General features: G+C 58.5%; 34 protein-coding genes. 28 read left to right on the forward strand and 6 right to left on the reverse strand.

Features of this window, described 5'->3' with window-relative positions:
- The first annotated feature begins 6 nt into the window (after positions 1-6).
- The 26 genes from rplB to bfr all read left to right on the forward strand — a co-directional run bounded on the left by rplB (position 7) and on the right by bfr (position 14,060).
- Positions 7-831: a 50S ribosomal protein L2 gene (gene rplB / locus CF161_RS17085; RefSeq protein WP_003210080.1), complete on the forward strand. Its 825-nt coding sequence runs from the start codon at positions 7-9 to the stop codon at positions 829-831.
- A 16-nt stretch (positions 832-847) separates the two neighbouring features.
- Positions 848-1,123, forward strand: coding sequence for a 30S ribosomal protein S19 (gene rpsS, locus CF161_RS17090; protein ID WP_002555486.1), 276 nt, complete (start codon positions 848-850; stop codon positions 1,121-1,123).
- A 13-nt stretch (positions 1,124-1,136) separates the two neighbouring features.
- Entirely contained in the window at positions 1,137-1,469 is a 333-nt protein-coding gene (gene rplV, locus CF161_RS17095) for a 50S ribosomal protein L22 (RefSeq protein WP_003103908.1), read from the forward strand.
- Positions 1,470-1,482: 13 nt separating this feature from the next.
- Positions 1,483-2,169 (forward strand): 30S ribosomal protein S3, encoded by a 687-nt coding sequence (rpsC, locus tag CF161_RS17100; protein ID WP_003176422.1) that lies wholly within the window; start codon positions 1,483-1,485, stop codon positions 2,167-2,169.
- Positions 2,170-2,181: 12 nt separating this feature from the next.
- A complete protein-coding gene (gene rplP, locus CF161_RS17105; RefSeq protein WP_019409905.1) occupies positions 2,182-2,595 on the forward strand; it encodes a 50S ribosomal protein L16 in 414 nt (137 codons plus the stop codon).
- Positions 2,595-2,786, forward strand: a complete 192-nt coding sequence (gene rpmC / locus CF161_RS17110) for a 50S ribosomal protein L29 (RefSeq protein ID WP_002555481.1) — start codon at positions 2,595-2,597, stop codon at positions 2,784-2,786. The genes rplP and rpmC overlap by 1 nt, the downstream gene beginning before the upstream one ends.
- 2 nt (positions 2,787-2,788) lie before the next feature.
- A complete protein-coding gene (gene rpsQ, locus CF161_RS17115) occupies positions 2,789-3,055 on the forward strand; it encodes a 30S ribosomal protein S17 (RefSeq protein WP_003176419.1) in 267 nt (88 codons plus the stop codon).
- A gap of 23 nt (positions 3,056-3,078) precedes the next feature.
- A complete protein-coding gene (gene rplN / locus CF161_RS17120; protein WP_002555479.1) occupies positions 3,079-3,447 on the forward strand; it encodes a 50S ribosomal protein L14 in 369 nt (122 codons plus the stop codon).
- Positions 3,448-3,458: 11 nt separating this feature from the next.
- Positions 3,459-3,773, forward strand: a complete 315-nt coding sequence (rplX, locus tag CF161_RS17125; protein WP_007896770.1) for a 50S ribosomal protein L24 — start codon at positions 3,459-3,461, stop codon at positions 3,771-3,773.
- Between the two features lie 20 nt (positions 3,774-3,793).
- Positions 3,794-4,333 carry a 50S ribosomal protein L5 gene (rplE, locus tag CF161_RS17130; RefSeq protein WP_003210069.1) on the forward strand — a complete coding sequence of 180 codons (540 nt, stop codon included), beginning with the start codon at positions 3,794-3,796 and terminating at the stop codon, positions 4,331-4,333.
- Between the two features lie 13 nt (positions 4,334-4,346).
- Positions 4,347-4,652: a 30S ribosomal protein S14 gene (rpsN, locus tag CF161_RS17135; protein ID WP_020297852.1), complete on the forward strand. Its 306-nt coding sequence runs from the start codon at positions 4,347-4,349 to the stop codon at positions 4,650-4,652.
- 209 nt (positions 4,653-4,861) lie between these two features.
- Entirely contained in the window at positions 4,862-5,254 is a 393-nt protein-coding gene (gene rpsH, locus CF161_RS17140; protein WP_017848802.1) for a 30S ribosomal protein S8, read from the forward strand.
- Between the two features lie 12 nt (positions 5,255-5,266).
- Positions 5,267-5,800: a 50S ribosomal protein L6 gene (gene rplF, locus CF161_RS17145; protein ID WP_007896774.1), complete on the forward strand. Its 534-nt coding sequence runs from the start codon at positions 5,267-5,269 to the stop codon at positions 5,798-5,800.
- A gap of 10 nt (positions 5,801-5,810) precedes the next feature.
- Positions 5,811-6,161 (forward strand): 50S ribosomal protein L18, encoded by a 351-nt coding sequence (rplR, locus tag CF161_RS17150; protein WP_003186037.1) that lies wholly within the window; start codon positions 5,811-5,813, stop codon positions 6,159-6,161.
- Between the two features lie 3 nt (positions 6,162-6,164).
- Positions 6,165-6,665: a 30S ribosomal protein S5 gene (gene rpsE / locus CF161_RS17155; RefSeq protein WP_003186035.1), complete on the forward strand. Its 501-nt coding sequence runs from the start codon at positions 6,165-6,167 to the stop codon at positions 6,663-6,665.
- Positions 6,666-6,667: 2 nt separating this feature from the next.
- Entirely contained in the window at positions 6,668-6,844 is a 177-nt protein-coding gene (rpmD, locus tag CF161_RS17160) for a 50S ribosomal protein L30 (RefSeq protein ID WP_003176408.1), read from the forward strand.
- A gap of 3 nt (positions 6,845-6,847) precedes the next feature.
- On the forward strand, positions 6,848-7,285 hold the full coding sequence (rplO, locus tag CF161_RS17165; RefSeq protein ID WP_020297853.1) for a 50S ribosomal protein L15: 438 nt from the start codon (positions 6,848-6,850) through the stop codon (positions 7,283-7,285).
- The gene (gene secY, locus CF161_RS17170; protein WP_007924182.1) at positions 7,286-8,614 is read left to right on the forward strand and encodes a preprotein translocase subunit SecY; all 1,329 of its coding nucleotides are present in this window, start codon (positions 7,286-7,288) and stop codon (positions 8,612-8,614) included.
- Between the two features lie 24 nt (positions 8,615-8,638).
- Entirely contained in the window at positions 8,639-8,755 is a 117-nt protein-coding gene (gene rpmJ / locus CF161_RS32325) for a 50S ribosomal protein L36 (RefSeq protein ID WP_002555468.1), read from the forward strand.
- A gap of 130 nt (positions 8,756-8,885) precedes the next feature.
- Positions 8,886-9,242 carry a 30S ribosomal protein S13 gene (gene rpsM, locus CF161_RS17175; protein ID WP_020297854.1) on the forward strand — a complete coding sequence of 119 codons (357 nt, stop codon included), beginning with the start codon at positions 8,886-8,888 and terminating at the stop codon, positions 9,240-9,242.
- A 30-nt stretch (positions 9,243-9,272) separates the two neighbouring features.
- Positions 9,273-9,662, forward strand: coding sequence for a 30S ribosomal protein S11 (rpsK, locus tag CF161_RS17180; protein ID WP_007924177.1), 390 nt, complete (start codon positions 9,273-9,275; stop codon positions 9,660-9,662).
- Between the two features lie 18 nt (positions 9,663-9,680).
- A complete protein-coding gene (rpsD, locus tag CF161_RS17185) occupies positions 9,681-10,301 on the forward strand; it encodes a 30S ribosomal protein S4 (protein ID WP_003210056.1) in 621 nt (206 codons plus the stop codon).
- Positions 10,302-10,323: 22 nt separating this feature from the next.
- Complete coding sequence (gene rpoA / locus CF161_RS17190; protein WP_003176403.1) at positions 10,324-11,325, forward strand: DNA-directed RNA polymerase subunit alpha; 1,002 nt, start codon at positions 10,324-10,326, stop codon at positions 11,323-11,325.
- A 42-nt stretch (positions 11,326-11,367) separates the two neighbouring features.
- A complete protein-coding gene (gene rplQ, locus CF161_RS17195) occupies positions 11,368-11,754 on the forward strand; it encodes a 50S ribosomal protein L17 (protein ID WP_020297855.1) in 387 nt (128 codons plus the stop codon).
- A 237-nt stretch (positions 11,755-11,991) separates the two neighbouring features.
- Positions 11,992-13,440, forward strand: a complete 1,449-nt coding sequence (locus CF161_RS17200) for a catalase (RefSeq protein WP_020297856.1) — start codon at positions 11,992-11,994, stop codon at positions 13,438-13,440.
- Between the two features lie 155 nt (positions 13,441-13,595).
- The gene (gene bfr, locus CF161_RS17205) at positions 13,596-14,060 is read left to right on the forward strand and encodes a bacterioferritin (RefSeq protein ID WP_020297857.1); all 465 of its coding nucleotides are present in this window, start codon (positions 13,596-13,598) and stop codon (positions 14,058-14,060) included.
- Positions 14,061-14,157: 97 nt separating this feature from the next.
- Here the strand turns inward: bfr and uvrA are convergent, their stop codons facing one another.
- Positions 14,158-16,992 carry an excinuclease ABC subunit UvrA gene (uvrA, locus tag CF161_RS17210; protein ID WP_020297858.1) on the reverse strand — a complete coding sequence of 945 codons (2,835 nt, stop codon included), beginning with the start codon at positions 16,990-16,992 and terminating at the stop codon, positions 14,158-14,160.
- Positions 16,993-17,197: 205 nt separating this feature from the next.
- Here uvrA and CF161_RS17215 point away from each other — a divergent pair, with 205 nt between their 5' ends.
- Together CF161_RS17215 and CF161_RS17220 are read left to right on the forward strand one after the other, a co-directional pair.
- A complete protein-coding gene (locus tag CF161_RS17215; protein WP_020297859.1) occupies positions 17,198-18,592 on the forward strand; it encodes an MFS transporter in 1,395 nt (464 codons plus the stop codon).
- Positions 18,593-18,601: 9 nt separating this feature from the next.
- The gene (locus CF161_RS17220; protein WP_020297860.1) at positions 18,602-19,114 is read left to right on the forward strand and encodes a single-stranded DNA-binding protein; all 513 of its coding nucleotides are present in this window, start codon (positions 18,602-18,604) and stop codon (positions 19,112-19,114) included.
- 81 nt (positions 19,115-19,195) lie between these two features.
- On the opposite strand, the gene CF161_RS17225 is transcribed toward CF161_RS17220, so the two are convergent.
- From CF161_RS17225 to CF161_RS17245, 5 genes are all read right to left on the reverse strand, one after another.
- Positions 19,196-20,254 carry a hypothetical protein gene (locus CF161_RS17225; RefSeq protein ID WP_020297861.1) on the reverse strand — a complete coding sequence of 353 codons (1,059 nt, stop codon included), beginning with the start codon at positions 20,252-20,254 and terminating at the stop codon, positions 19,196-19,198.
- 34 nt (positions 20,255-20,288) lie between these two features.
- On the reverse strand, positions 20,289-22,109 hold the full coding sequence (locus tag CF161_RS17230; protein WP_020297862.1) for a hypothetical protein: 1,821 nt from the start codon (positions 22,107-22,109) through the stop codon (positions 20,289-20,291).
- Positions 22,110-22,112: 3 nt separating this feature from the next.
- Positions 22,113-23,405: a hypothetical protein gene (locus CF161_RS17235; RefSeq protein WP_020297863.1), complete on the reverse strand. Its 1,293-nt coding sequence runs from the start codon at positions 23,403-23,405 to the stop codon at positions 22,113-22,115.
- Between the two features lie 18 nt (positions 23,406-23,423).
- Positions 23,424-24,344, reverse strand: coding sequence for a hypothetical protein (locus CF161_RS17240; RefSeq protein WP_020297864.1), 921 nt, complete (start codon positions 24,342-24,344; stop codon positions 23,424-23,426).
- Between the two features lie 66 nt (positions 24,345-24,410).
- Positions 24,411-26,804, reverse strand: a complete 2,394-nt coding sequence (locus CF161_RS17245; protein WP_020297865.1) for a hypothetical protein — start codon at positions 26,802-26,804, stop codon at positions 24,411-24,413.
- Position 26,805 lies beyond the last annotated feature (1 nt).

Raw genomic sequence — 26,805 nt, forward strand, 5'->3', positions numbered from 1 at the left:
TGCATCATGGCAATCGTTAAATGCAAACCGACTTCCCCTGGCCGCCGTTTTGTGGTCAAGGTGGTCAACCAGGAGCTGCATAAAGGCGCTCCTCACGCACCGCTGCTCGAGAAAAAATCGAAGACTGGTGGTCGTAACAACAATGGTCGTATTACCACTCGTCACATCGGTGGTGGCCATAAGCAGCATTATCGTTTGGTCGATTTCCGTCGCAACGACAAAGATGGCATCGCTGCCACTGTCGAGCGTATTGAATACGATCCAAACCGTACTGCTCACATCGCTTTGCTGCTGTACGCAGACGGCGAGCGCCGCTACATCATCGCCCCTAAAGGCGTGAGTGCTGGCGACCAGCTGATCGCAGGTGCCTTGGCGCCGATCAAGCCGGGCAACGCTCTGCAACTGCGTAACATTCCAGTTGGTAGCACCGTACACGGCATCGAACTGAAGCCAGGTAAAGGCGCGCAAATCGCTCGTTCGGCAGGTGCTTCGGCCCAGCTGATCGCTCGTGAAGGTGTCTACGTGACCCTGCGTCTGCGCTCTGGTGAAATGCGTAAAGTCCTGGCTGAATGCCGTGCGACCCTGGGTGAAGTCTCGAACTCCGAGCACAGCCTGCGTTCGCTGGGTAAAGCTGGTGCCAAACGCTGGCGTGGCGTTCGCCCAACCGTTCGTGGTGTTGCCATGAACCCGGTTGACCACCCACACGGTGGTGGTGAAGGTCGTACCTCTGGTGGTCGTCATCCGGTATCGCCATGGGGCTTCCCGACTAAGGGCGCGAAGACTCGTGGTAATAAGCGTACCGACAAAATGATCGTCCGTCGTCGCAAGTAAATAGAGGGATACGACAGTGCCACGTTCTCTGAAAAAAGGTCCTTTTATTGATCTTCACCTACTGAAGAAGATCGAAGTGGCGGCGGAAAAGAACGATCGCAAACCAGTTAAGACCTGGTCGCGCCGTTCCATGATCCTGCCACAAATGGTCGGTCTGACCATCGCAGTACACAACGGTCGTCAACATGTTCCAGTTCTCGTGAACGAAGACATGGTCGGCCACAAACTGGGCGAGTTTGCCGGTACCCGCACTTATCGTGGGCACGTGGCAGACAAGAAAGCCAAGCGTTAAGGGGTAAGGAACGATGGAAGTAGCCGCTAAGTTGTCGGGCGCTCGAATCTCCGCCCAGAAAGCCCGCTTGGTCGCCGACCAGATCCGCGGGAAGAAGGTGGGCGAAGCGCTCAACCTGTTGGCTTTCAGCAGTAAGAAAGCCGCCGAGATCATGAAGAAAGTGCTGGAGTCGGCCGTAGCCAACGCCGAGCATAACGAAGGCGCAGACGTTGATGACCTTAAAGTCAGCACCGTTTTCGTCAACGAAGGGCGTTCGCTGAAGCGCATCATGCCACGTGCCAAAGGCCGTGCTGATCGCATCGTCAAGCGGTCTTGCCATATCACTGTCAAGGTTGCTGACAAGTAACGGAGTCGAAGAGATGGGTCAGAAAGTACATCCCATTGGCATTCGCCTGGGAATCGTCAAGGAGCACACCTCCGTCTGGTACGCAGACGGTCGGACTTATGCGGACTATTTGTTCGCTGATCTGAAGGTGCGTGAGTATCTCCAAGACAAACTAAAAAGCGCGTCCGTAAGCCGTATCGATATCCATCGTCCGGCTCAGACTGCACGTATCACCATCCACACCGCTCGTCCAGGTATCGTTATCGGGAAGAAAGGTGAAGATGTTGAGAAACTGCGTCAGGACCTGACCAAGCAAATGGGTGTGCCTGTGCACATCAATATCGAAGAGATCCGTAAGCCGGAACTCGACGGTATGCTGGTTGCGCAGAGCGTAGCTCAGCAGCTGGAGCGCCGTGTAATGTTCCGTCGCGCTATGAAGCGCGCTGTACAGAACGCCATGCGCATTGGTGCCAAAGGCATCAAAATCCAAGTGAGCGGTCGTCTCGGCGGTGCTGAAATCGCACGTACTGAATGGTATCGCGAAGGTCGTGTGCCACTGCACACCCTGCGTGCCGACATCGACTATGCCAACTACGAAGCTCACACCACTTACGGTGTGATCGGTGTAAAGGTTTGGATCTTCAAAGGCGAAGTAATTGGTGGTCGCCAAGAAGAGCTGAAGCCACAAGCACCAGCGCCTCGTAAAAAAGCTGCTAAGTAAGGGGTACGCCAAATGTTGCAACCTAAGCGTACGAAGTTCCGCAAGCAGATGACCGGCCACAACCGTGGCTTGGCATTGCGCGGTAGCAAAGTCAGCTTCGGCGAATATGCGCTGAAGTCTGTAGCTCGTGGTCGTCTCACCGCTCGTCAGATCGAATCAGCGCGTCGTGCACTGACCCGTCACGTTAAACGTGGCGGCAAGATCTGGATCCGTGTATTCCCGGACAAGCCTATTTCCAAGAAGCCACTCGAAGTTCGGATGGGTAAAGGTAAGGGTAACGTCGAATACTGGGTTGCCCAGATTCAGCCAGGCAAAGTCCTGTATGAAATCGAGGGTGTTTCTGAAGAGCTGGCGCGTGAGGCTTTCGCCCTGGCTGCTGCAAAGCTGCCGCTCGCCACCTCCTTTGTTAAACGGACGGTGATGTGATGAAAGCGAATGAACTTCGTGAAAAATCCGCACAGCAGCTGAACGAGCAACTGCTCGGCCTGCTGCGCGACCAGTTCAATCTGCGTATGCAGAAAGCAACTGGCCAGTTGGGGCAGTCTCATCTGCTCTCGCAAGTTAAGCGTGACATCGCTCGCGTGAAGACTGTGCTCAACCAGCAGGCAGGTAAGTGATCATGGCTGAAGCCGAAAAGACTGTCCGTACGCTGACTGGCCGTGTTGTCAGCGACAAGATGGACAAAACCATCACCGTTTTGATCGAGCGTCGCGTTAAGCACCCGATCTACGGTAAATACGTTAAGCGTTCGACTAAGCTGCACGCGCACGACGAAACCAATCAGTGCCACATCGGCGACAAAGTCACTATTCGTGAAACTCGTCCGCTGGCCAAGACCAAGTCTTGGGCGCTGGTTGATGTTCTCGAACGCGCTGTGGAAGTCTAAGGACTAGGGGTCGGAGAAATTATATGATTCAGACTCAATCCATGCTCGATGTGGCCGATAACAGCGGCGCTCGCCGCGTTATGTGCATCAAGGTGCTGGGTGGCTCCCATCGTCGTTACGCTGGTATCGGTGACATCATCAAAGTTACCGTGAAGGAAGCAATTCCTCGCGGTAAAGTGAAAAAAGGCCAAGTGATGACTGCTGTTGTAGTCCGCACTCGTCACGGCGTTCGCCGTGCAGATGGCTCCATTATCCGCTTTGATGGCAACGCTGCTGTTCTTCTGAACAACAAGCAAGAGCCGATCGGCACCCGTATCTTTGGGCCAGTGACCCGTGAACTTCGTACTGAGAAGTTCATGAAGATCGTCTCGCTCGCCCCAGAAGTGCTGTAAGGAGATCCGACATGCAAAAGATTCGTCGTGACGACGAGATCATCGTGATCGCCGGCAAAGACAAAGGTAAGCGCGGTAAGGTGCTGAAGGTTCTTGCTGATGACCGTCTGGTCGTTGGTGGTCTGAACCTGGTCAAGCGTCATACCAAGCCTAACCCGATGTCGGGCGTACAAGGCGGTATCGTCGAGAAAGAAGCGCCACTGCACGCTTCTAACGTCGCCATCTTCAACGGCGAAACCAACAAGGCTGACCGCGTTGGTTTCAAAGTAGAAGACGGTAAGAAAATTCGTGTCTTCAAGTCGACCCAAAAAGCGGTTGATGCTTGAACACTGCTAGGTAGAAGACCATGGCACGACTAAAAGAGATTTACCGGAAGGAAATCGCACCGAAACTTAAGGAAGAACTTAAGCTTTCGAACGTGATGGAAGTTCCGCGCGTTACCAAAATCACCCTGAACATGGGTCTGGGCGAAGCGATCGGCGACAAAAAAGTCATCGAGCACGCTGTTGCTGACCTGGAAAAGATCACCGGCCAGAAAGTCGTTGTGACCTACGCTCGGAAATCCATCGCTGGCTTTAAAGTCCGTGAAGGTTGGCCGATCGGCGTCAAAGTGACCCTGCGCCGTGAGCGTATGTACGAGTTCCTGGATCGTCTGCTGTCGATCTCCCTGCCTCGGGTTCGCGACTTCCGCGGCCTGAATGCCAAGTCCTTCGATGGTCGTGGCAACTACAGCATGGGCGTTAAAGAGCAGATCATTTTCCCGGAAATCGACTACGACAAGATCGATGCTCTCCGCGGTCTGGACATCACCCTGACCACCACTGCTAAGAACGATGATGAAGGCCGCGCTCTGCTGCGTGCATTCAAATTCCCGTTCCGCAACTGATTGGAGTAGGAAAATGGCCAAGAAGAGCATGAAAAACCGCGAGCTGAAGCGTCAGCTCACGGTTGCCAAGTACGCCAAAAAGCGTGCAGCGCTGAAAGCTATCATCGTTGATCTGAACGCAAGTCCAGAAGCGCGTTGGGAAGCTACAGTTGCCCTGCAGAAGCAGCCACGTGACGCAAGCGCTGCGCGCATGCGTAACCGCTGCCGCCTGACCGGTCGTCCACACGGCGTTTACCGCAAGTTCGGCCTCGGTCGTAACAAACTGCGTGAAGCGGCAATGCGTGGTGACGTACCAGGTCTGGTTAAAGCCAGCTGGTAAGTACTGTCAAAGTCTCGGTGCTCAGGTTCGCAAGATCCTGACCGCCGGTGGCCTTGAATCTGGATCAAGCCCCTATTGGGGCTTGTTTCATTTCTGGAATATGTCTAAGATACGCGGCTCGCCTGAGCCCGTGTTTTTTATGCCCGGAGATTCTCGGCGACACGTAGTAGCCGCAAGGCTAATTTTTTTGTATTAGGAGCGTCTAGCCCATGAGTATGCAGGACCCGTTAGCGGACATGCTAACTCGAATCCGTAATGCCCAGATGGCTGAAAAGTCCGTCGTAAGCATGCCATCTTCCACGTTGAAGGTAGCTGTTGCCAAAGTCCTGAAAGACGAAGGCTACATTGCGGGTTATCAGATCAGCAGCGAAATCAAACCACTGCTGTCCATCGAGCTGAAGTACTTCGAAGGCCGTCCGGTCATCGAGGAAGTGAAGCGCGTTAGCCGTCCAGGCCTGCGTCAGTACAAGTCCGTTGAAGATCTGCCGAAAGTTCGTGGCGGTCTCGGCGTGTCTATCGTCTCCACCAACAAAGGTGTGATGACGGATCGTGCTGCGCGCGCTGCCGGTGTCGGCGGCGAAGTTCTTTGCACTGTGTTCTAAGGGGGGATAAGCATGTCACGCGTCGCTAAGAACCCCGTTAAGCTGCCAGCCGGTGTCGAAGTCAAATTCGCAGGCCAACAGCTTTCGGTGAAGGGTGCCAAGGGTACTCTCGAACTGAACATCCATTCGTCCGTTGAGATTGTTGAAGAAGCTGGTGAGCTGCGTTTCGCTGCTCGCAATGGCGATCAACAAACTCGCGCAATGGCCGGTACCACTCGTGCGTTGGTAAACAACATGGTCCAAGGCGTAAGCCAAGGCTTCGAGCGCAAGCTCCAGCTGGTCGGTGTTGGTTACAAAGCGCAAGCAAAAGGCACGGTGCTGAACCTGGCCCTTGGCTTCTCGCACCCAGTGGATTACGAGCTGCCGGAAGGCATCACCGCTGAGACTCCTAGCCAGACCGATATCCTGATCCGGGGCATCGATAAGCAGCTGGTAGGTCAAGTGGCCGCTGAGATCCGCGACTTCCGTCCACCAGAGCCGTACAAAGGCAAAGGTGTGCGCTACGCGGACGAAGTCGTCCGTCGTAAAGAAGCCAAGAAGAAGTAGGGCATAGCAAATGACCGACAAAAAAGTTACTCGACTGCGTCGCGCTCGCAAAGCACGCCTGAAAATGCACGAACTCGAAGTCGTGCGTCTCTGCGTGTTCCGCTCGTCGCAGCACATCTACGCCCAGGTCATCTCGGCCGACGGCAACAAAGTCCTGGCAAGCGCCTCGACTTTGGATAAAGAACTGCGTGATGGGGCCACTGGCAACATCGACGCGGCCACTAAGGTTGGCCAGCTGGTCGCTACGCGTGCAAAAGCCGCTGGCGTCTCGCAGGTGGCTTTCGACCGCTCTGGCTTCAAGTACCACGGCCGCGTCAAGGCGCTGGCTGATGCTGCTCGTGAAGCTGGGCTGGAGTTCTAAGTTATGTCAAATAACGACCAAAAGCGCGACGAAGGCTACATTGAGAAGCTGGTTCAAGTTAACCGCGTAGCCAAAACCGTTAAAGGCGGCCGTATCTTCACTTTCACCGCGTTGACCGTGGTTGGTGATGGTAAGGGCCGTGTTGGCTTCGGCCGTGGCAAGTCGCGTGAAGTGCCTGCTGCGATCCAGAAGGCAATGGAAGCTGCTCGCCGCAACATGATCCAAGTTGATCTGAACGGCACCACTCTGCAGTACGCAATGAAGTCCGCTCACGGCGCTTCGAAGGTGTACATGCAGCCTGCTTCTGAAGGTACCGGTATCATCGCTGGCGGCGCTATGCGTGCTGTCCTCGAAGTTGCTGGCGTTCAGAACGTTCTGGCCAAGTGCTACGGCTCGACTAACCCGGTAAACGTGGTTCACGCCACTTTCAAAGGTTTGAAAGCAATGCAGTCTCCTGAATCCATTGCTGCCAAGCGCGGCAAAAGTGTCAAGGAGATCTTCTGATCATGGCTACCGTAAAAGTAACGCTGATCAAAAGCATGACCGGCCGCATCCCTAACCACAAACTGTGCGTTAAGGGTTTGGGTCTGCGTCGCATCGGTCACACTGTAGAAGTCCAGGATACTCCCGAGAATCGCGGGATGATCAACAAGGCTTACTACATGCTGCGTGTAGAGGGTTAATCGATGAAACTCAATGATCTGAGTCCAGCGCCGGGTTCCCGTCGCGAAAAGCATCGTCCGGGCCGTGGTATCGGTAGTGGTTTGGGTAAGACTGGTGGCCGTGGCCACAAAGGTCAAAGCTCCCGCTCCGGTGGCACTATCGCTCCAGGCTTTGAAGGCGGCCAACAGCCGCTGCATCGTCGCCTGCCGAAATTCGGTTTCGTTTCCCTGAAAGCCATGGATCGCGCAGAAGTGCGTTTGTCCGAACTGGCTAAAGTGGATGGCGACATCGTCACCGTGCAGTCCCTGAAAGATGCCAACGTGATCAACGTCAACGTTCAGCGTGTGAAAATCATGCTGTCCGGCGAAGTTACTCGCGCTGTCACCATCGGAAAGGGAATCGGCGCCACCAAAGGTGCGCGTGCGGCTATCGAAGCAGCTGGCGGCAAGTTCGAGGAATAAATGGCTAAGCAAGGTGCTCTCTCTGCGCTCGGCAAAGGCGGTATGTCTGAACTCTGGGCTCGTCTGCGTTTTCTGTTCCTGGCGATTATCGTCTACCGAATAGGCGCACACATCCCGGTTCCAGGTATCAACCCGGACCGACTCGCGGACCTGTTTCGACAGAATGAGGGGACCATTCTTAGCTTGTTCAACATGTTTTCCGGCGGCGCGCTGGAACGGATGAGCATCTTTGCACTGGGGATCATGCCGTACATTTCGGCATCGATCATCATGCAGCTGATGACCGCCGTCAGCCCGCAGCTGGAGCAGTTGAAGAAGGAAGGTGAAGCTGGCCGTCGCAAGATTAGCCAGTACACCCGCTACGGCACCGTCGTCCTCGCTCTGGTTCAGGCTATCGGCATGTCCGTTGGTCTGGCCGGGCAGGGCGTTGCGTTCACTGGTGACTTTGGCTTCCATTTCGTCGCGGTATCCACTTTTGTGGCTGGTGCGATGTTCATGATGTGGCTGGGTGAGCAGATTACTGAGCGTGGTGTTGGTAACGGTATCTCGATGTTGATTTTCGCAGGTATCGTTGCCGGTCTTCCGAGGGCAATTGGGCAGTCTTTCGAGTCTGCACGTCAGGGTGATATCAACATCTTCGCCCTGGTTGCTATCGGTTTGCTGGCAGTAGCGATTATCGGTTTTGTGGTGTTCATTGAGCGTGGTCAGCGTCGTATTGCTGTTCACTACGCCAAGCGTCAGCAGGGCCGCAAGGTTTTTGCTGCGCAGACTAGCCACTTGCCGCTGAAAGTGAATATGGCCGGTGTTATTCCTGCTATCTTCGCGAGCAGCATTTTGCTGTTCCCGGCTTCGTTGGGTGCCTGGTTCGGTCAGTCTGAAGGTATGGGCTGGTTGCAGGACATCTCGCAGTCGATCGCTCCTGGTCAGCCGTTGAATATTCTGCTGTTTAGTGCAGGGATTATTTTCTTCTGCTTCTTCTATACGGCGTTGATGTTCAATCCGAAAGACGTAGCGGAAAACCTGAAGAAGTCCGGTGCCTTTATTCCGGGTATCCGTCCAGGTGAGCAGTCTGCGCGCTATATTGATGGCGTTTTGACTCGCTTGACCATGTTCGGTGCTCTATATATGACGGCCGTCTGCCTGTTGCCCCAGTTCTTGGTGGTTGCAGCAAACGTTCCGTTCTACCTTGGCGGGACCTCGTTGCTGATCGTGGTCGTGGTTGTTATGGACTTCATGTCCCAAGTACAATCGCACCTCGTTTCGCACCAGTACGAATCCCTGATGAAGAAAGCCAACCTGAAGGGTTACGGCAGCGGCATGCTGCGCTGACCCATAAGGTTCGAGGAGTTGGTGATGAAAGTTCGTGCATCGGTGAAAAAGCTGTGCCGTAACTGCAAGATTATTCGCCGCGAAGGTGTTGTTCGAGTAATTTGCAGCGCGGAACCGCGTCACAAACAGCGCCAAGGCTGAGTGTGATTGTGCTTCAAGCCCAGCAGCTAGTGCGCTGCTGGGTTGATTATTTGTTATTACAGCGATATTATCTCGCGCCCTATTTCTTGGCTTCCGGGGCGTAGGTAGCTGTCAATTGGAGTCCCACTGAATGGCCCGTATTGCAGGCGTTAACATTCCAGATAACAAGCATACTGTTATCTCGCTGACCTACATCTATGGTGTTGGTCGCACTACTGCGCAGAAAATCTGTGCAGTGACTGGGGTAAACCCAGCGGCAAAGATCAAAGATCTGAGCGACGAGCAAATTGAACAGCTGCGTGGCGAAGTGTCGAAGTTCACCACTGAAGGTGACCTGCGTCGCGAAATCAACATGAAAATCAAACGCTTGATGGATCTGGGCTGCTACCGCGGTCTGCGCCATCGTCGTGGTCTTCCAGTGCGCGGTCAGCGTACCAAGACCAACGCGCGTACTCGCAAAGGTCCGCGTAAGCCGATCCGCAAGTAATCGCACCAGCGAATCGACAGGAATTTAGTCATGGCAAAACCTGCTGCTCGTCCTCGTAAAAAGATTAAAAAGACAGTGGTTGATGGCATCGCCCACATCCACGCGTCTTTCAACAACACCATCGTGACCATCACCGACCGTCAAGGTAACGCTCTTTCCTGGGCAACCTCCGGTGGTTCGGGTTTCCGCGGTTCTCGCAAGTCCACCCCGTTCGCTGCTCAAGTAGCTGCTGAGCGTGCTGGTCAAGCTGCGCTGGAATACGGCCTGAAAAACCTCGACGTTAACGTCAAGGGTCCAGGTCCAGGTCGTGAATCTGCAGTCCGCGCTTTGAACGGCTGTGGCTACAAGATCGCCAGCATCACCGACGTGACGCCAATCCCGCACAACGGGTGCCGTCCGCCGAAGAAGCGCCGCGTGTAATCCAGGAGATTGTAAAGAATGGCTCGTTACATTGGTCCAAAATGCAAACTGGCTCGTCGCGAAGGCACCGATCTCTTCCTGAAGAGCGGCGTGCGCGCTATCGAATCTAAGTGCAACATCGAAGCAGCACCTGGTATCCACGGCCAACGCCGCGGTCGCCAGTCCGACTACGGCACCCAACTGCGTGAAAAGCAGAAGGTCCGTCGTATCTACGGCGTTCTCGAGCGTCAGTTCAGCGGCTACTACAAAGAAGCTGCTGGCAAGAAAGGTGCAACCGGTGAAAACCTGCTGCAACTGCTCGAATGCCGTCTGGACAACGTTGTATACCGTATGGGTTTTGGCTCTACTCGTGCCGAATCCCGTCAGCTGGTATCGCACAAATCCGTTAGCGTAAACGGCCAGACCGTTAACGTCCCGTCGTACCAGGTTCGTGCTGGTGACGTGGTCGCGATTCGCGAGAAAGCAAAGAACCAACTTCGCATTGTCCAAGCTCTCGATCTGTGTGCCCAACGTGGCCGCGTAGAATGGGTAGAAGTAGACACTGAGAAGAAGTCGGGCGTTTTCAAGAACGTTCCAGCTCGCAGTGATCTGTCCGCCGACATCAACGAAAGCCTGATTGTCGAGCTCTACTCCAAGTAAGGGCTAGAAAATAGGTGCATCCATGCAGATTTCGGTAAATGAGTTCCTGACACCCCGCCATATTGATGTGCAGGTTGTCAGTCCAACCCGCGCCAAGATCACTCTCGAGCCTCTCGAGCGTGGTTTTGGCCACACCCTGGGCAACGCGCTGCGCCGCATCCTGTTGTCCTCAATGCCCGGCTGTGCAGTAGTCGAGGCCGAGATTGACGGTGTGCTCCACGAGTACAGCGCCATCGAAGGTGTACAGGAAGACGTAATTGAAATCCTGTTGAACCTTAAAGGTCTGGCTATCAAGCTGCACGGCCGTGACGAAGTTACGCTGACCTTGTCGAAGAAGGGTTCGGGGGTGGTTACCGCTGCCGATATTCAGCTGGATCATGATGTCGAGATCGTTAACCCCGATCACGTAATCGCTAACCTGGCGTCTAACGGCGCCCTGAACATGAAGCTCACCGTAGCTCGTGGTCGTGGTTATGAACCGGCAGACTCGCGTCAGAGCGATGAAGACGAAAGCCGCAGCATCGGTCGCTTGCAGCTTGACTCTTCGTTCAGCCCGGTTCGCCGTATCGCATACGTGGTGGAAAACGCCCGTGTCGAGCAGCGTACTAACCTGGACAAGCTGGTTATTGATCTGGAAACCAACGGTACCCTGGATCCTGAAGAGGCTATCCGTCGTGCTGCAACCATCCTGCAACAGCAGTTGGCTGCGTTCGTCGACCTCAAAGGTGACAGTGAGCCAGTGGTAATCGAGCAAGAAGACGAGATCGATCCGATCCTGCTTCGCCCGGTTGACGATCTGGAACTGACTGTACGTTCGGCTAACTGCCTTAAGGCGGAAAACATTTACTACATCGGCGACCTGATTCAGCGTACCGAAGTAGAACTGTTGAAGACTCCGAACCTTGGCAAGAAATCCTTGACCGAAATCAAGGACGTTCTAGCCTCCCGCGGTCTGTCCCTCGGCATGCGCCTCGACAACTGGCCGCCTGCAAGTCTTAAGAAGGACGACAAGGCGACTGCCTGATCGTCGTAATCACCGAACGTTGTGTTTGGTAAGGAATGAACCATGCGTCATCGTAAAAGTGGTCGTCACCTGAGCCGCACCAGCTCGCACCGCAAGGCCATGTTTCAAAACATGGCGGTGTCGCTGTTCGAGCACGAGCTGATCAAAACTACACTGCCGAAAGCTAAAGAACTGCGTCGCGTTGCTGAGCCGCTGATCACTTTGGCCAAGACAGACAGCCTGGCTAACCGCCGTCTGGCTTTCGACCGTACTCGTTCGAAAGCTATCGTTGGTAAGCTCTTCAACGACCTGGGCAAGCGTTACGCTACCCGTGAGGGTGGCTACCTGCGCATCCTCAAGTGCGGTTTCCGCGCTGGCGACAACGCTCCTATGGCGTACGTCGAGTTGGTTGATCGTGCTGTCAGCGGCGAAGCTGTATCCGCTGAGTAAGACGTCAGTCTGAAACGAAGAACCGGGCCTAGTGCCCGGTTTTTTGTGTCTGCTGGAAAAGCCGGAATCACTCAATCCTTTCGGCAACGCTCGTTTTGGCTATTTAGCTTCCCGGCTAATTAGTAATTATCTATCGAACATCATGAATTAATGAATTTGATGGTGTCATCTGGATGGTCAATACTCGATGTCAGCCGATTAGCCGGCAGTTTCAAGACTGACAGAGGAAGATTGAGCATGAGCCAGAACAAAACGCTTACCACCGCCAGTGGCGCTCCGGTCGCCGATAACCAGAATTCCCGCTCCGCCGGTCCTCGTGGCCCATTGCTGCTCGACGACTTTCATTTGATCGAGAAGCTTGCCCACTTCAACCGTGAAAACATCCCTGAGCGGCGCGTGCACGCCAAGGGTTCAGGTGCCTACGGTACCTTCACCGTCACCCGCGACATCACTCAGTACACCAGCGCCAAGCTGTTCGAGTCCGTGGGTAAGCAAACACCGACTTTCCTGCGCTTCTCCACGGTAGGTGGTGAGCGTGGCTCGGCTGATACCGAACGCGATCCCCGTGGTTTCGCCTTGAAGTTCTATACCGAGGAAGGTAACTGGGACATCGTCGGCAACAACACCCCGGTGTTTTTCATCCGCGACCCGCTGAAGTTCCCCGATTTTATCCACACCCAAAAGCGTCTGCCGCAGAGCAATCTGAAGAGCGCTCAGATGATGTGGGATTTCTGGTCGCATTCGCCCGAGGCATTGCACCAGGTCACCATCCTGTTCTCGGATCGGGGTATCCCTGATGGCTACCGTCACATGCACGGGTTCGGCAGTCACACTTACAGCTTGATCAGCGCCACAGGCGAGCGGCACTGGGTGAAGTGGCACTACAAGACCCGGCAAGGGATCAAGAACCTCGCTCCGGCGGATGCTGCAAGACTGGCGGGGACTGACCCGGATTACGCCCAGCGCGACCTGTTTGGCGCGATTGAGCGCGGCGACTTCCCAAAATGGCGCGTGTGCATCCAGATCATGAGCGAAGCCCAGGCCGCAGCTCATTACGAGAACCCGTTTGACGTGACCAAGACCTGGTCGCAGAAGGAGTTCCCGCTGATTGAAGTGGGCGAGCTGGAGCTGAACCGCAACCCGCAGAACTACTTCGCTGAAGTCGAACAGGCGGCGTTTGGTCCAAGCAACATGGTGCCGGGGGTAGGTCTGTCGCCGGACCGCATGCTGCAAGGTCGAGTCTTTGCGTATGCCGACGCTCATCGCTACCGCGTGGGTACCAACCACCAGCAACTGCCGGTCAACGCCCCGCGCAGCCCGGTGAACAGCTACCAGCGCGACGGCTCCATGGCCTTCGGCAGCAACGGTGGAGCGGCGCCTAACTATGAGCCCAACAGCTATGCAGATGCGCCCAAACAGGCGCCTCGGTACGCCGAGCCCGCATTGGCGCTCAGCGGTGCGGCGGATCGTTATGATCACCGTGAAGACACCGACTACTACAGCCATGCCGGCGCGCTTTTCCGTCTGATGAATGAGGATCAGAAGGCGTTGCTGATCAGCAACATTGCCGGCGCCATGTCTGGTGTTTCGGCGGACGTGGTCCAGCGTCAACTGCAGCATTTCTTCAAGGCCGACCCGGCTTATGGAGAAGGAATCGCAAAGGCGTTGGGCGTACAGCTTAACTAAGTCTAAACGAGAAGCAGAACCGCCCTCATTCGGGCGGTTTTTGCGTTATTTAAGCTACTTTTCTCAGAATATCTTCACTTTGTTAGCGTTTTTACAGTGACCTGCAAGTCAGCTTGGTTCAAACTATCCACTTTCAAGCAGGGAGATGTAGGGCGATGCAAGGTCACCCGGACGTAATCGATTACCTCAACACGTTGCTGACGGGCGAGCTGGCAGCACGTGACCAATATTTCATCCATTCGCGGATGTACGAAGACTGGGGCTTCAGCAAGCTCTTCGAACGTATCAATCACGAGATGGAAGAAGAGGCACAACATGCTGACGCCCTGATGCGTCGCATCTTGATGCTCGAAGGCACGCCGCGCATGCGTCCAGATGATCTGGATACCGGCACCACAGTGCCCGAGATGCTCGCCAGCGATCTGCGTCTGGAATACAAGGTGCGTGCCGCGCTGTGCAAAGGCATCGAGCTTTGCGAGTTGCACAAGGACTACGTCAGCCGTGACATCCTGCGCATTCAGTTGGCCGATACCGAAGAAGATCACACCTACTGGCTGGAGAAGCAGCTGGGCCTGATCAAGGTCATCGGACTGGAAAACTACCTGCAATCGCAGTTCTGATTTTCCGTCAGCGCCATACTGGATCGTTCGCAAGGCGATTTCAGTGACATAAAAAAGCCCCTGGCATCTCACAATGCCAGGGGCTTTTTAGTGGGGCTCAATCCCTGTCGCGAGCCAACAGAGGTTTGAGGTAGTACCCGGTGTGGGACTGCGCCATCTCGGCCACTTGCTCCGGTGTGCCGACCGCGATGATCTGCCCGCCCTTGGAGCCGCCTTCAGGGCCTAGGTCCACCAGCCAGTCAGCGGTCTTGATCACGTCCAGGTTGTGCTCGATCACCACCACGGTGTTGCCGTGGTCGCGCAGGCGATGCAAGACGTCGAGCAGTTGCTGGATATCGGCGAAGTGCAGGCCGGTAGTCGGCTCGTCGAGGATGTACAAGGTCTTGCCGGTATCGCGCTTGGACAACTCACGCGACAGCTTGACCCGCTGGGCCTCGCCACCGGACAGCGTAGTCGCCGACTGCCCGAGCTTGATGTAGGACAGGCCGACATCCATCAGGGTCTGCAGTTTGCGCGCCAGCGCTGGCACTGCATCGAAGAAGACCCGCGCTTCCTCGATCGTCATCTCCAGCACTTCGTGGATGCTCTTGCCCTTGTATTTGACCTCAAGGGTTTCGCGGTTGTAGCGCTTGCTCTTGCACACGTCGCAGGGCACGTAGATGTCCGGCAGGAAGTGCATCTCGACCTTGATCAGGCCGTCGCCCTGGCAAGCCTCGCAGCGTCCACCCTTGACGTTGAACGAGAAGCGCCCCGGCCCGTAACCGCGCGAGCGCGACTCGGGGACGCCGGCGAACAGCTCGCGAATCGGTGTGAACAGACCGGTGTAGGTCGCCGGGTTGGAACGCGGTGTCCGTCCAATCGGGCTCTGGTCGATATCGACCACCTTATCCAGATGCTGCAGGCCGTTGATGCTGTCGTGGGCAGCGGCTTCCAGGGTGGTTGCACCGTTCAGTGCCGTGGCGCTGAGAGGGAACAGGGTGTTGTTGATCAGGGTCGACTTGCCTGAGCCCGAGACCCCGGTCACGCAGGTCAGCAGGCCGATTGGAATCTCCAGGTCGACGTTGCGCAAGTTGTTGCCACGGGCGCCCTTGAGCGACAGGGTGAGCTTCTTATTACGCGGCGTGCGCTTGGCTGGCACCGCGATCTTCACCCGCCCCGACAGGTACTTGCCGGTCAGCGAATCAGGGTGGGCCATGACTTCGGCTGGCGTGCCTTCGGCAACGATGTGTCCACCGTGCACCCCGGCGCCTGGGCCGATATCCACCACGTAGTCGGCCAGGCGAATGGCGTCTTCGTCATGCTCAACCACGATCACCGTGTTGCCGATGTCGCGAAGGTGCTTGAGGGTGCCCAGCAGGCGATCGTTGTCCCGCTGGTGCAGGCCGATTGACGGTTCGTCGAGGATGTACAGCACCCCGACCAGGCCTGCGCCGATCTGGCTGGCCAGGCGAATCCGCTGTGCCTCGCCACCGGACAAGGTGTCCGCGCTGCGGTCCAGCGACAGGTAATCGAGACCGACATTGACCAGGAACTGCAGGCGCTCGCGAATCTCCTTGAGGATCTTGTCGGCAATTTCGCCGCGACGTCCGGTCAGCTTGAGCACGCCGAAGTATTCACAGGCGTCGCCGATCGGCAGGTTGGTCACCGCCGGCAGGGTTTTCTCGCCGACCCACACATGCCGCGCTTCGCGACGCAGGCGGGTGCCACGGCAATCCGGGCAGGGCTGGGTGCTGAGGAACTTCGCCAGCTCTTCGCGCACGGTGGCCGACTCGGTTTCGCGGTAGCGACGCTCGAGGTTCGGCACGATGCCTTCGAACGGGTGCGAGCGCTTGACGATATCGCCACGGTCGTTGAGGTACTTGAAGTCGACGTTCTGCGAACCGCTGCCGTTGAGGATGACCTTCTGCTGGTCGGCGGGCAGTTGGTTGAACGGCACTTCGAGGCTGAAACCGTAGTGCGACGCCAGGGAACCGAGCATCTGGAAGTAGTAGACGTTGCGCCGGTCCCAGCCGCGAATCGCACCTTCGGCCAGGGTCAGGTCACCGTTGACCAGGCGCTTGATATCGAAGAACTGTTTGACCCCCAACCCGTCACAGGTCGGGCAGGCGCCAGCCGGGTTGTTGAAGGAGAACAGCTTGGGTTCCAGCTCGCTGATGGCGTGTCCGCAGATCGGGCAGGCAAAGCGCGCGGAGAAGATGATTTCTTCACCAGGCTCATCATCCATCGGCGCCACCAGGGCGATGCCGTCCGCCAGTTTCAGGGCGGTTTCGAAGGATTCGGCCAGGCGCTGCTGCAGATCGGCCCGGACCTTGAAGCGGTCCACCACCACGTCGATCGAATGCTTCTTCTGTTTATCCAGCTTCGGCAGTTCGTCGAGTTCGCACAGCCTGCCGTTGACCCGTGCCCGGACAAAGCCCTGGGCCCGCAGTTCTTCGAAGACCGAGAGGTGCTCGCCCTTGCGCTCGCGAATCACCGGGGCCAGCAGCATCAGCTTGCTGCCTTCCGGCTGGGCCAGGACCAGGTCGACCATCTGGCTGACGGTCTGGGCTTCCAGCGGGATATCGTGATCGGGGCAGCGCGGAATACCGACGCGGGCATAAAGCAGGCGCAGGTAGTCGTAGATTTCAGTGATGGTGCCCACGGTGGAGCGCGGGTTGTGCGAGGTCGATTTCTGTTCGATGGAGATGGCTGGCGACAGACCTTCGATGGTGTCGACGTCAGGCTTTTCCATCATCGACAGGAACTGTCGGGCGTAGGCCGACAGCGACTCGACATAACGGCGCTGGCCTTCGGCGTACAGGGTGTCGAAGGCCAGGGACGACTTGCCGGATCCGGACAGGCCGGTGATGACGATCAGCTTGTCCCGCGGCAGGGTCAGGTCGATGTTCTTCAGGTTGTGGGTTCGGGCCCCACGAATCAGGATCTTGTCCAAAAGCGGCCTCGCTTGGCGGGCATCGAAAACGAAGGAGTATAAAGCCAAATACTGGATGGATGCACACTATCAACGTGCGGATTTCTGCAGCGGTCGAGGGGGTGTGACCCCAGGTCGCGGCACGGGTACGTGACAAAGAGTCGCCATGTACCCCGTCTATCGATGGGACTGGTAGAATCGCCGCCGGTTCACATGAGGTTTATCCATGCACGATCCCCACAGCGAACGCATGAGTGGCAGCGAGACCCGCGCAGCGAGCGGTCTGGCCCTGGTGTTCGCCTTCCGTATGCTTGGCATGTTTATGGTGTTGCCGGTCCTGGCGACCTATGGCATGGACCTGGCTGGCGCGACCCCGGCCCTGATCGGCCTGGCGATTGGCGCCTACGGCTTGACCCAGGCATTGTTCCAGATCCCGTTCGGCATCATCTCCGACCGCATTGGCCGGCGCCCGGTGATCTACTTCGGGCTGATCGTCTTTGCCCTGGGCAGTGTGCTGGCGGCCAATGCCGATTCGATCTGGGGCGTGATTGCCGGACGGGTCCTGCAGGGGGCGGGGGCGATTTCCGCAGCGGTCATGGCGCTGTTGTCGGACCTGACCCGCGAGCAACACCGGACCAAAGCCATGGCGATGATCGGTATGACCATCGGTCTGTCGTTTGCCGTGGCCATGGTGGTCGGTCCGTTGCTGACCCGCAGCTTTGGCCTGTCGGGGTTGTTCCTGGCGACCGGCGGCATGGCCCTGGTGGGGATTCTGATCATTGCCTTTATGGTGCCGCGCTCCACCGGGCCGTTGCAGCATCGTGAATCCGGTGTGGCCCGCCAGGCGCTGTTGCCGACCCTCAAGCATCCGGACCTGCTGCGCCTGGATCTTGGTATCTTCGTGTTGCATGCGATGCTGATGTCGAGCTTCGTTGCCCTGCCTCTGGCGCTGGTGGAAAAAGCCGGCCTGCCCAAGGAACAGCACTGGTGGGTCTACCTCACTGCGTTGTTGATCTCGTTCTTCGCCATGATCCCGTTCATCATCTACGGCGAGAAGAAACGCAAAATGAAACGAGTTCTGCTTGGTGCCGTCAGTACCCTGATGCTCACTGAGCTATTCTTCTGGCAGTTCGGCGACAGCTTGCGGGCGCTGGTGATTGGTACGGTGGTGTTCTTCACCGCGTTCAATCTGCTGGAAGCCTCCTTGCCATCGCTGATCAGCAAGGTTTCACCGGCCGGCGGCAAAGGCACGGCCATGGGGGTTTACTCCACCAGTCAGTTTCTCGGTTCGGCCTTGGGCGGTATCCTTGGCGGCTGGTTGTTCCAACATGGCGGTTTGTCGGTTGTGTTCCTGGGATGCGCAGGTCTGGCTGCACTCTGGCTGGTCTTTGCTGTTACCATGCGCGAGCCCCCGTATGTGACGAGCCTGCGCTTGCCGTTATCGCCCGAAGCGATCCGCGAAGCCGGTCTGGTCGAGCGCCTGAAGGCCGTTGTTGGGGTAACAGATGCAGTGGTGGTGGCCGAGGAGGCCGCCATTTACATCAAATTGGACACCGAATTATTGGATCGCACGACCCTCGAGCAGCTGGTCAATCCAGCGCCGGCGGCGAGCGAAGCCTAGGAGAACGTTATGGCCCGTGGGGTTAACAAAGTCATATTGGTCGGCACTTGCGGCCAGGATCCCGAAGTTCGCTACCTGCCTAACGGTAATGCCGTGACCAACCTGAGTCTGGCAACCAGCGAACAGTGGACCGACAAACAGACCGGCCAGAAAGTCGAGAAGACTGAATGGCACCGCGTCTCGATGTTCGGCAAAGTCGCGGAGATCGCTGGCGAGTACCTGCGTAAAGGTTCGCAGGTCTACATCGAAGGCAAACTGCAAACCCGCGAGTGGGAAAAAGACGGCATCAAGCGTTACACCACTGAAATCGTGGTCGACATGCAAGGCACCATGCAACTGTTGGGCGGCCGTCCACAGGGCGACCAGCAAGGCGGTGGCATGTCCAACTCGGCGCCACGTCCTCAGCAGTCCCGTCCGCAGCCAAGCCAGCAGCCACAGCGTGAGTCGCGTCCAGCGCCTCAGCAGGCGGCACCGCAGCCGGCTCCGGATTTCGACAGCTTCGATGACGATATTCCGTTCTGATCCAGCGCCGTCAAAAGCACTGAGCAAAGGCCCTTGGCGATTATCGCCAAGGGCCTTTTTCTTTGCCTGGCGATCAGCGCGCTAGGGCAGTTGCACCCTGCGAACCTGGCCGGACAGCGCGGCGAAGCCGTTGTCCGGCGTAGGCAGGGGGCGACCGGTGAGGCCCATGCCTTCGCTGATCAATACCGCCCCCGGCACCAGGCACAGGTTGGAAGGGGTATCCAGATGCTGGGCCAGCAGCGTGACCTGCCCGGTGTTCAGGCTGCAGCTGAGCAGCCGGCCACTGAAGCGGGCAAAACCGCCATGCAGGCACTCGCCGGCCCAACTTGGAAGCAGGGGTTGCAGCAGGCGGTCGCACAGCTCCAGGACCAACACCTGGCCGTCCTGGCTCAGGGCCAGGCCGGTGGGCAGTTGCAGGCCATCGATCAGCACCTCGATGCGCCCACTGTGCAGCCAGACCCGGATCACCTGGCCGGCACGCTCGGCGAAATCGATGCCGCGCCGCGCCGGATCGCTGTGCAGCTCACCCGAGAACAGGCTGATCAGCACGGCGGCGGTCGCCGGTTCATAGACCAGGGTCACCGGCACCGCTTCCTGGCCCAGGCCCAGGTCCGGCAAGTCGAACAGCACGCGCTCTTCCTTGTCGCCCTTGAACTCGACCAGTTGATTGGTATCGGGCTTGACCGCCAGCCAGCTGCGGCGCACCGGGTGATAGCACAGCGAGTTCAGGTTGCCGCGGCTGTTGAATACCGGCTCGGGCGGCCGGTATTGCAGGTCGAGGATTTTCGAGCCTTCGACATAGTTGGTCTGGCTGACCAGGCAGCGTCCGTCGCCACAGGCGATATCCGACAGCCCCATGATTTCATCGCGCAACATGCGCGCCTGCAGGTTCATGGAGCGAAAGCCCTCGGCCACGATTTCCGGTGGCAGGTACGCCCCCGGCACATCGGGATCGGGGCGCAGGCGGCTGATGCGCCCGCTGAAGCTTTGGTCGGGCAGGCCTGAACCGGCTTCGGCCATCAGCAGGCTGCCGTCGCTTTGCAGGCACAGGCCTCGCGGGTTCAGCAGCCCCTGGGCGACGATGCTGCTGGGGCGCAGGTTTGGCGCCGGGTGGGCGGGAATCAGGATCGGCATCGGCATGGCGGCTCTCCAGGGCAAAGGGGGCAGGGCGTCATCACAACTGGGGCTGCCAGGGCTCGCTGGTGAGCCAGGCCTTGAGCAGCGCCCGCTGGCTCGGTGACATGGAGTGCACCACCGGCATGTACAGCGTGGTGCCGTTATAGACCTGGGAGGTGCGCGCCAGGATCATCTGCCGCGCGTTCCACACCGCATCCTGCTGGTTGAGCGGGATGTAGCGCGACATGGCCGGGAACGCCAGGTAGTGAAAACGCAGCACGTGTTCGTAGACCTGATCCCAGGTAATGCTGGTGCCCGGGGCGATGCCGAAACTGGTCTGGGCGAACTTGCGAAAGTTGATGAAGTACGCCCCGTCGTCGCTGCCGACGACGCTGAAATTCAAGGTGGCAAACCCGGCCTGGGGTTCTGAACCTGGCTTGAGAGTCACCTTGAAGCTGACGCTGGCACTGCCTTGGCTCACGGTCAGTTGCGGTTCGAATACCAGGAAGTCCCAATATTCAGGGGCCAGGTACGGGGCGTGCTCGTCGTCGTTGGAAGGACCGGGGGTGATCTTGATCAGTGTGTCTTGCGTTACGGGCCCGCCCAGTTGGGTCACGTTCAGGGTGATCTGGACCCCGTCCGGGTGGTCGTCCAGGTAGATATTGCGCTGGTCGGCGCTCAGGCGATAAGCCTGCTCGGGGGCGTTCACCGTGGTCTTGGCGAGGGTCAGTGGGGCCTTGATGCCCAGTGGCTGGCTGGCGACCAACTGTTGCTGCTCGGCGCTCAGGGGCAAATCGACGATGCCGCCGTAGAGGTAGTAGTACTGCAGGTCTTTGCCGAAGGGGCTGAGGGTGGTCAGCCTGGTCGATCCAGCGGTGATGGACACCGGGCCGTAGTCCGCATTGGGCCCGATGGGGCTGGTGATATCGGTGCGCACACTGCGAAAGGCCTGCTTGGGAATGATGTTGAGCATGTCGATGCTCAGCAGTTCATCGCTGGTCAAGGTGGCGTAACCGGTGCCGCCGCTGGTCTGGTTGATCAACTGGCGGCCAGCCGGAACGATCAGCGGCTCCCCGGGGAACGCCGGGGCCAGGGTGCCGACCATGCGCCCGATGCTCGGGTTGGCGGTGAAGAGCTTGGCGGCGTAGTCGGCGTCGAGCTCGGCGGTGGTCATGCTCGGGCACATCTCGAACATGACGAAGCGCACCACAATCCCGCTGGCCCCCGGCGCTTCGATGATGGACTTCAGAATCGCGCTGTCCTGGTTGTAACTGACGATGTCCTTGAGCGGGAAGGTCAGCTGGAAGGTGCCGCTGATCCGGTTCGACCCGGGCGCATCGGGTTCACCTTCGAGGATCCGCAGGGCCACGTCGAAGCTGCTGCACACCGTGTTGCCGCGGATCAGCAACTGAGGGCTGTCACTGCTGCCGATCTGCAGGCCACCGACGAAAATCTGTGTGCTGATGGTCCCCGTCGGGTCGAGGTCGACCATCATCGGCCCGGTGACCGGCGGGTTCTGGGTGACTGGGTCCACCGAACCCATCAGGTACAACGGCTGGCCGATCAGGTCGCCATGGGTGCTGATGTTGCCGGGTTGGCCCTGGGAACTGATCAGCACGTTCTGCATGTCGACGGAGTGCTGGCCATAGTGGTTCCAGCCGCCGGCGGTGTACTTGACCCCGGTGGGGGCGTTGATGAACTGGTTCAGTTGATCATCGCTGTAGGCCTGGGCCGGGGGCGACACGGTCGAGGTGGTCAGGTCGAACAGGGCCAGGGTCTGGCCGTTGTCGATGGGGAGGGTTGCGGCGTTGTTCGGCACGCTGACGTTGGTGCGGATGCCGCCCCAGAAATTCAGCCGTGGGCCATTCAGAATACTCATGGTCTATTCCTCATCCTTGATGGAAGTGCCTGCGGGTGCCTTGGCGAATTTGAACAGGTAGGAGAAGTCCGCCTTGAAGCGGCTGTTGATCGGGGTGGCCTTGGAGTGGCAATCGGTGCAACTGCTGTTGGGCTGGATGTAGCTTTCCATGGTCACGTTGGCGGCCAGGGCCGGTGTCGGCGAACCCAGGGGGTTGCTGGGGTTGCTCGGGTCGCTGGGCCATTGAGTGGTCACCAGCTGGTAGTACTTGAACACCGTCGATTGCACCTGCGCAGCGGCCTGGAACTGACTGTTGAGGGCCGTGGTGGCCGGGGTCAGGGGCGTGAACCGATCCAGCGGATTGGGCGTGGTGAAGCTGGTCCCGGGCTTGGGCTGGCACACCTGGTGGCCATCCTGCAGGGTCCAGTTGCAAGGCGACTGGTTGAGGGTGTCGGCGGGGGCGCTGGGGTTGAAATAGGAGTACTTGACCCCCGGCGCCGGCTGATTGACCCATTTGCCCTCCACCAGGATCTTGGGCGGAACGTTGTCGACCTGCTCGAAGGTCGACCAGATCCACTGCGGGTAACCCGGCGCCTTGGTGATGATGTGCAGGCCGACCAGCCCCAGGTTGACCTGGGTGGTGCCGTCCGGAACGCCCTGGTCGTTGAACTGGGTGACCGTGGCGGGCATTTGCAGGTAGCGGCTGGCATCGTCCTGGGCGGTCAGGATGCGCCAGCTGGATTTGATCTCGCTGGTGGCACTGGGAAACTTGATGTTGTTGGCCTTGGACACGATGTCGGCGTTGTAGAAGTTGTTGGCGACGATGTAGTTGTAGGAGGCCTCGTTGGCGGCCAGTTCGTAATAGGTGGGGTTGCCGTTCTGGTCGATCAGCCAGCCGCCGACCGCCTGGTTGTCGGAGTGCACGACGGTGTTGTTCTTCAGCGCGGCAATGTTGATCAGCCGCAGGCGCTTGGCTTGCAACGCTGAGTTCCACGGTCCGGGTGGCTTGGCGCCGGGGAGGAAGATTTCATCGACGTTTTTGTAGGTCTGCCACACGGTCGGGCCGGGGGCGCCCAGGGCCGCCGAGCAATCGGGCTGGCCACGGGCTCCGGCCTCGGCGGGCCAGCTCAGGGCGACAAACATCTGCCAGCTGTAGCGATCGAACGCCTCCTGGCTGGCGTCGGCGATGGGCATGACGCTGGGGGGCTGGCATGAGAGGTCGGTGTTCGAGGTGGCCTGGGCCGGCTGCTCCCGGGCGACGGCGGGCAGGCTGAGCAGGCCGAGCAAGATCAGGCTAAAGCGCGGAAAAGTGTTCATGGCGATCCTTCGTCATTGTCAGGGTTGGCGTTGCATCAACTTGTTCCATTGCGCCGGCTTGCCGTTGCTTTGGCCGGCGGGTGGCTCGAACAGCTGGCACGGTGGCGGGTTGCTCGGACACATGGCCGCGACCTGGTCCCAGGTCTCGGCCGGCTTGGGTTTCTCTATGCGAAAGTTGACGTAGTTCTGGCTGACGATAGGGGCGTTGGCGACGCTGGCGTCCCCGGAGAAAAAGAACGACTGCGGCTTGCGGTAGGGCGGCGTGCCGGTCTGCGCCTTATTGAAGGCATAGCCGAACAGGATCGGACCCTGGGGCGAATCCAGGTCCAGAGCGTAGGCCTGGACACTGCCCTTGAGGTTCTGGCTGCGGCTGGGGCTGTAGGGCAGGTGCTGCACGAAGTCCTGGCGTGGCGGGTGGTTCATCGGCGAAAAGCTGCAGCAGGCCGGCATGTCCTTGGGGCGGTCGTCGTAGGTCAGGAAATACGCCTTGTTGCCCAGGGAGACGAAGGTGCAGCTGTAGTTGTTGTTCTTGATCGGGAAGATCGGCAGGCAGTACTTCTCGTAGTGCTCGAACATCGCGCCGTAACCGTCGCCATCGGGCGGCAGGTAGCTGGTGTCGTAGTAGCTGGTGCCCTTGGACACGGTGTAGTCCGAAGGTTTCAGGGTGCTGGGCGGCGAGCTGTAGGGCGGCGGGTTGTTCTGGTAGTTGGTCATCACCCGGTACATGGTCCAGTCGCTGATCCAGTAGGCCGGGAAGAAGGGATCGCTGGGATCGGTGGGCGCACGGGGGGCGATGCAGTTGCCGTTTTTGGCATTGCACCCCAGGGTGTTGTGCACCCCGTTGGTGAAGTAGACGGCGGGGCTGTCCTCCTGGGCGAACAGCGGCGAGCTGATAAGCAGGGTCGGCAACAGCAGCCGGGTAAAGAAGCTGGCGTTCATAAGACACTCCCTTGAAGTGCCGGGTGACGGTGTGTCCCCCGGCGTTCCTGCTTGACGCGTTAGCGGTTAGTTGGGGTTGTTGAAGTCACTCATGCTCAGGGGGATGGGCGGGTAATTGCGCTTGACCAGGGCCTGGGCCCACAGCTCGAGAATCGCCCGCCGGCTTTGCGACATGTCGCGGGTGATGGGCATCGAGAGCGTGCTTTCTTCCTGATACGGCTTGCTGATCAGCACGATCAACTGGTCGATGGCGCCTTCGACCCGGGTCTGGGAGTTGAGCGGCATGAACTTGTTCATGATCGGGTACAGGTAATAGAAGGGCTGCAGGATCCGCGCGTAGATGAAGTTGTTCCACAGCAGCTGGCTGGCGTTCTCGCTCTTGTAGATGGAGTTCCAGTAGTTGATGAAGTCTTGCTGCAACTGCGGCTCCATCGGCAGCACGCGCAAGGGCGCGAGGAAGTCGGTGTAGGCCTTGGTGTAATCGAAGCTGAAGGGGATCTGCGGCGAGATCACGCCTTCTTGCAGAAAGAAACGCAGGGTCGGGAACCCTGGCGCCACGGCGCGCATCCCCAGTTGCGCGATGCCTTTGGCGTCAGTGCGGATTTTAGTGATGGAGTAGTTGATCAGCCCGCCACCGGCGGTGTCGCTCAGGGTGCCGCTCTTGGCAATCGCGCCATCGAAGGCCAGGCACGGACGCAAGTTGATCGCGGTCGGTTTGCTCAGGTACTGCTGGTAGCCGATGGGCGTGCCCGGTGGCACCGCGTCGCTGGTGGCGGCCACCTCGTGCAGTGCGGTCAGGCGTCGCCCGCTGCCGGTGGCCAACTGACTGGCAATCGGTGGCGCGTCGGTGAACTGCGGCAGGCAGGGCTTGTTCTTGTCGCGATCGTTCGGGTTGTCATAGAACAGGGTGAAGTTGGCCGGGTTGCTGAACGCCAGGTAGTAGTTGCTGGTGGTCACCATGTAGGCATTGCCGTACTCGGCGACCCACAACTCGGTGCCGGCGGGGGCCGGGACACCATCCTGCTGCACCATGATCTGCAGGGTCTTGTGATCGCCCACATCAATGAAGCTGCCGCTCTCGATGACCTCGGCGGTCCATTTGCGTTGCGCGGCGGCGACCACGGGAGGATGGCTGAGCAGTTGCAGCTCCAGCGACCCGCTCTGCAAGGCGCTCTGTTGCCCGCTATTGAGTGGCAGGTCGAGCAGGCCCGAGCGTTTATCGAAGGCCGCCTGGTTGTATTGCTCGAAGCCGAACTGGGCCAGGGGCTGATATTTTCCGTTCAGCCGCACCCCCACGGAGTAGTTGCCGGCGTTGAAGCGTTCCGCCCTCGGGATCGGGGCATTGGGGTCGATCGGGTAGAACGGGAAGCCGCAGGACAGGTCCAGCGACAAGACCCCCGGGTTGACCTGGGCTGAAATCACCCCCAGATGGGTGCTTGGCGGATTGGTGTCGCCTGGGACTTTTTTGTACACCGACACCTCGCTGGCGGGCATCAGGCGCCGGCCGGCCGGGGCGGTGGGGTATTCATCGGCGAACCACAGCCCGAGGGTGCCGGCGGTGCGGCTGTAGGCCGGGTTGAAGAAGATATCGGCGACGTTGTCCAACCCCTTTTGATACATCGCCTGCACTTTTTCCATTTCTACCGGGTCGTGGGAGTGGGTGTTGATCTTCGGGAAGTCGTTGAAGATGCCGTTCTTGTCGTAGTAGGTCAGGTAGGTCGAGAAGCGGAACATCAGGCCCTTGGCGCCCTGCTGGGTCATTTGCTGCTGGAGGTTATTGAGCAGCACCGAGTTGCCGATGACCCATTGCAGGTTTTCCTTGGGAAAGCAGGTCTGCCAGGTGGTGGTCACGGTGCTCAATCTGCCGAAGGCGCCCCATTTGAAGTTGAGGAAGCGATCGAGCATCCGGTACTGGCGATTGAGCGTCAGGCCGCACTGGGCATCGCCCAGCACCAGCTTGTCGAAATACAAGGCGGTAAAGGTGTTCTGCCAGGGGCTGACATCGACAAAGCGCGCGGCACTGGGCGCGTTGCCGCCAAAGGGGTTGCCCTGCAACTGGTAGTTCTTGCTGATCAGGGCGTCCTGGAGGATGTAATTGTTGGCCTGCAACTCGCCGCCCACCACCACTGAGCGGGTGTCTTTGTGGGTCACTGTGCCGCAGGCGTTGTCGCCGAACAGGTCCCACTCGGCGGGCATGAAGGGGAAGATGTCCGGGTCGGCGTTGGTCGGCACCTGCTTTACGTAGTCCGGCACCTGATTGATCGCCAGCGGCCGGATCGACCACGGCATCAGCGCAGTCGGGGCGTTTTGCGGGGTGATGTCGTAGTACTTCAGGAACGGCCAGTTCATGTCCATCTTCACCGCGTCGTACAACGGGAACACATCGTTGTTGTTGGCGGTCGGCGGGTTCCAGAACATATGGCCATTGAGGTAGATGCGGGGGAAGTTCAATACGCTCATG

It is taken from the genome of Pseudomonas sp. CF161 (genome assembly GCF_000416215.1).
Taxonomy (GTDB): domain Bacteria; phylum Pseudomonadota; class Gammaproteobacteria; order Pseudomonadales; family Pseudomonadaceae; genus Aquipseudomonas.

Coding starts and splice junctions, on each gene's coding strand:
- rplB (WP_003210080.1), top strand. CDS start 7: ATGGCAATCGTTAAATGCAAACCGACTTCCCCTGGCCGCCGTTTTGTG.
- rplV (WP_003103908.1), top strand. CDS start 1,137: ATGGAAGTAGCCGCTAAGTTGTCGGGCGCTCGAATCTCCGCCCAGAAA.
- rpsC (WP_003176422.1), top strand. CDS start 1,483: ATGGGTCAGAAAGTACATCCCATTGGCATTCGCCTGGGAATCGTCAAG.
- rplP (WP_019409905.1), top strand. CDS start 2,182: ATGTTGCAACCTAAGCGTACGAAGTTCCGCAAGCAGATGACCGGCCAC.
- rpmC (WP_002555481.1), top strand. CDS start 2,595: ATGAAAGCGAATGAACTTCGTGAAAAATCCGCACAGCAGCTGAACGAG.
- rpsQ (WP_003176419.1), top strand. CDS start 2,789: ATGGCTGAAGCCGAAAAGACTGTCCGTACGCTGACTGGCCGTGTTGTC.
- rplN (WP_002555479.1), top strand. CDS start 3,079: ATGATTCAGACTCAATCCATGCTCGATGTGGCCGATAACAGCGGCGCT.
- rplX (WP_007896770.1), top strand. CDS start 3,459: ATGCAAAAGATTCGTCGTGACGACGAGATCATCGTGATCGCCGGCAAA.
- rplE (WP_003210069.1), top strand. CDS start 3,794: ATGGCACGACTAAAAGAGATTTACCGGAAGGAAATCGCACCGAAACTT.
- rpsN (WP_020297852.1), top strand. CDS start 4,347: ATGGCCAAGAAGAGCATGAAAAACCGCGAGCTGAAGCGTCAGCTCACG.
- rpsH (WP_017848802.1), top strand. CDS start 4,862: ATGAGTATGCAGGACCCGTTAGCGGACATGCTAACTCGAATCCGTAAT.
- rplF (WP_007896774.1), top strand. CDS start 5,267: ATGTCACGCGTCGCTAAGAACCCCGTTAAGCTGCCAGCCGGTGTCGAA.
- rplR (WP_003186037.1), top strand. CDS start 5,811: ATGACCGACAAAAAAGTTACTCGACTGCGTCGCGCTCGCAAAGCACGC.
- rpsE (WP_003186035.1), top strand. CDS start 6,165: ATGTCAAATAACGACCAAAAGCGCGACGAAGGCTACATTGAGAAGCTG.
- rpmD (WP_003176408.1), top strand. CDS start 6,668: ATGGCTACCGTAAAAGTAACGCTGATCAAAAGCATGACCGGCCGCATC.
- rplO (WP_020297853.1), top strand. CDS start 6,848: ATGAAACTCAATGATCTGAGTCCAGCGCCGGGTTCCCGTCGCGAAAAG.
- secY (WP_007924182.1), top strand. CDS start 7,286: ATGGCTAAGCAAGGTGCTCTCTCTGCGCTCGGCAAAGGCGGTATGTCT.
- rpmJ (WP_002555468.1), top strand. CDS start 8,639: ATGAAAGTTCGTGCATCGGTGAAAAAGCTGTGCCGTAACTGCAAGATT.
- rpsM (WP_020297854.1), top strand. CDS start 8,886: ATGGCCCGTATTGCAGGCGTTAACATTCCAGATAACAAGCATACTGTT.
- rpsK (WP_007924177.1), top strand. CDS start 9,273: ATGGCAAAACCTGCTGCTCGTCCTCGTAAAAAGATTAAAAAGACAGTG.
- rpsD (WP_003210056.1), top strand. CDS start 9,681: ATGGCTCGTTACATTGGTCCAAAATGCAAACTGGCTCGTCGCGAAGGC.
- rpoA (WP_003176403.1), top strand. CDS start 10,324: ATGCAGATTTCGGTAAATGAGTTCCTGACACCCCGCCATATTGATGTG.
- rplQ (WP_020297855.1), top strand. CDS start 11,368: ATGCGTCATCGTAAAAGTGGTCGTCACCTGAGCCGCACCAGCTCGCAC.
- CF161_RS17200 (WP_020297856.1), top strand. CDS start 11,992: ATGAGCCAGAACAAAACGCTTACCACCGCCAGTGGCGCTCCGGTCGCC.
- bfr (WP_020297857.1), top strand. CDS start 13,596: ATGCAAGGTCACCCGGACGTAATCGATTACCTCAACACGTTGCTGACG.
- CF161_RS17215 (WP_020297859.1), top strand. CDS start 17,198: ATGCACGATCCCCACAGCGAACGCATGAGTGGCAGCGAGACCCGCGCA.
- CF161_RS17220 (WP_020297860.1), top strand. CDS start 18,602: ATGGCCCGTGGGGTTAACAAAGTCATATTGGTCGGCACTTGCGGCCAG.
- CF161_RS17225 (WP_020297861.1), bottom strand. CDS start 20,254: ATGCCGATGCCGATCCTGATTCCCGCCCACCCGGCGCCAAACCTGCGC.
- CF161_RS17230 (WP_020297862.1), bottom strand. CDS start 22,109: ATGAGTATTCTGAATGGCCCACGGCTGAATTTCTGGGGCGGCATCCGC.
- CF161_RS17235 (WP_020297863.1), bottom strand. CDS start 23,405: ATGAACACTTTTCCGCGCTTTAGCCTGATCTTGCTCGGCCTGCTCAGC.
- CF161_RS17240 (WP_020297864.1), bottom strand. CDS start 24,344: ATGAACGCCAGCTTCTTTACCCGGCTGCTGTTGCCGACCCTGCTTATC.
- CF161_RS17245 (WP_020297865.1), bottom strand. CDS start 26,804: ATGAGCGTATTGAACTTCCCCCGCATCTACCTCAATGGCCATATGTTC.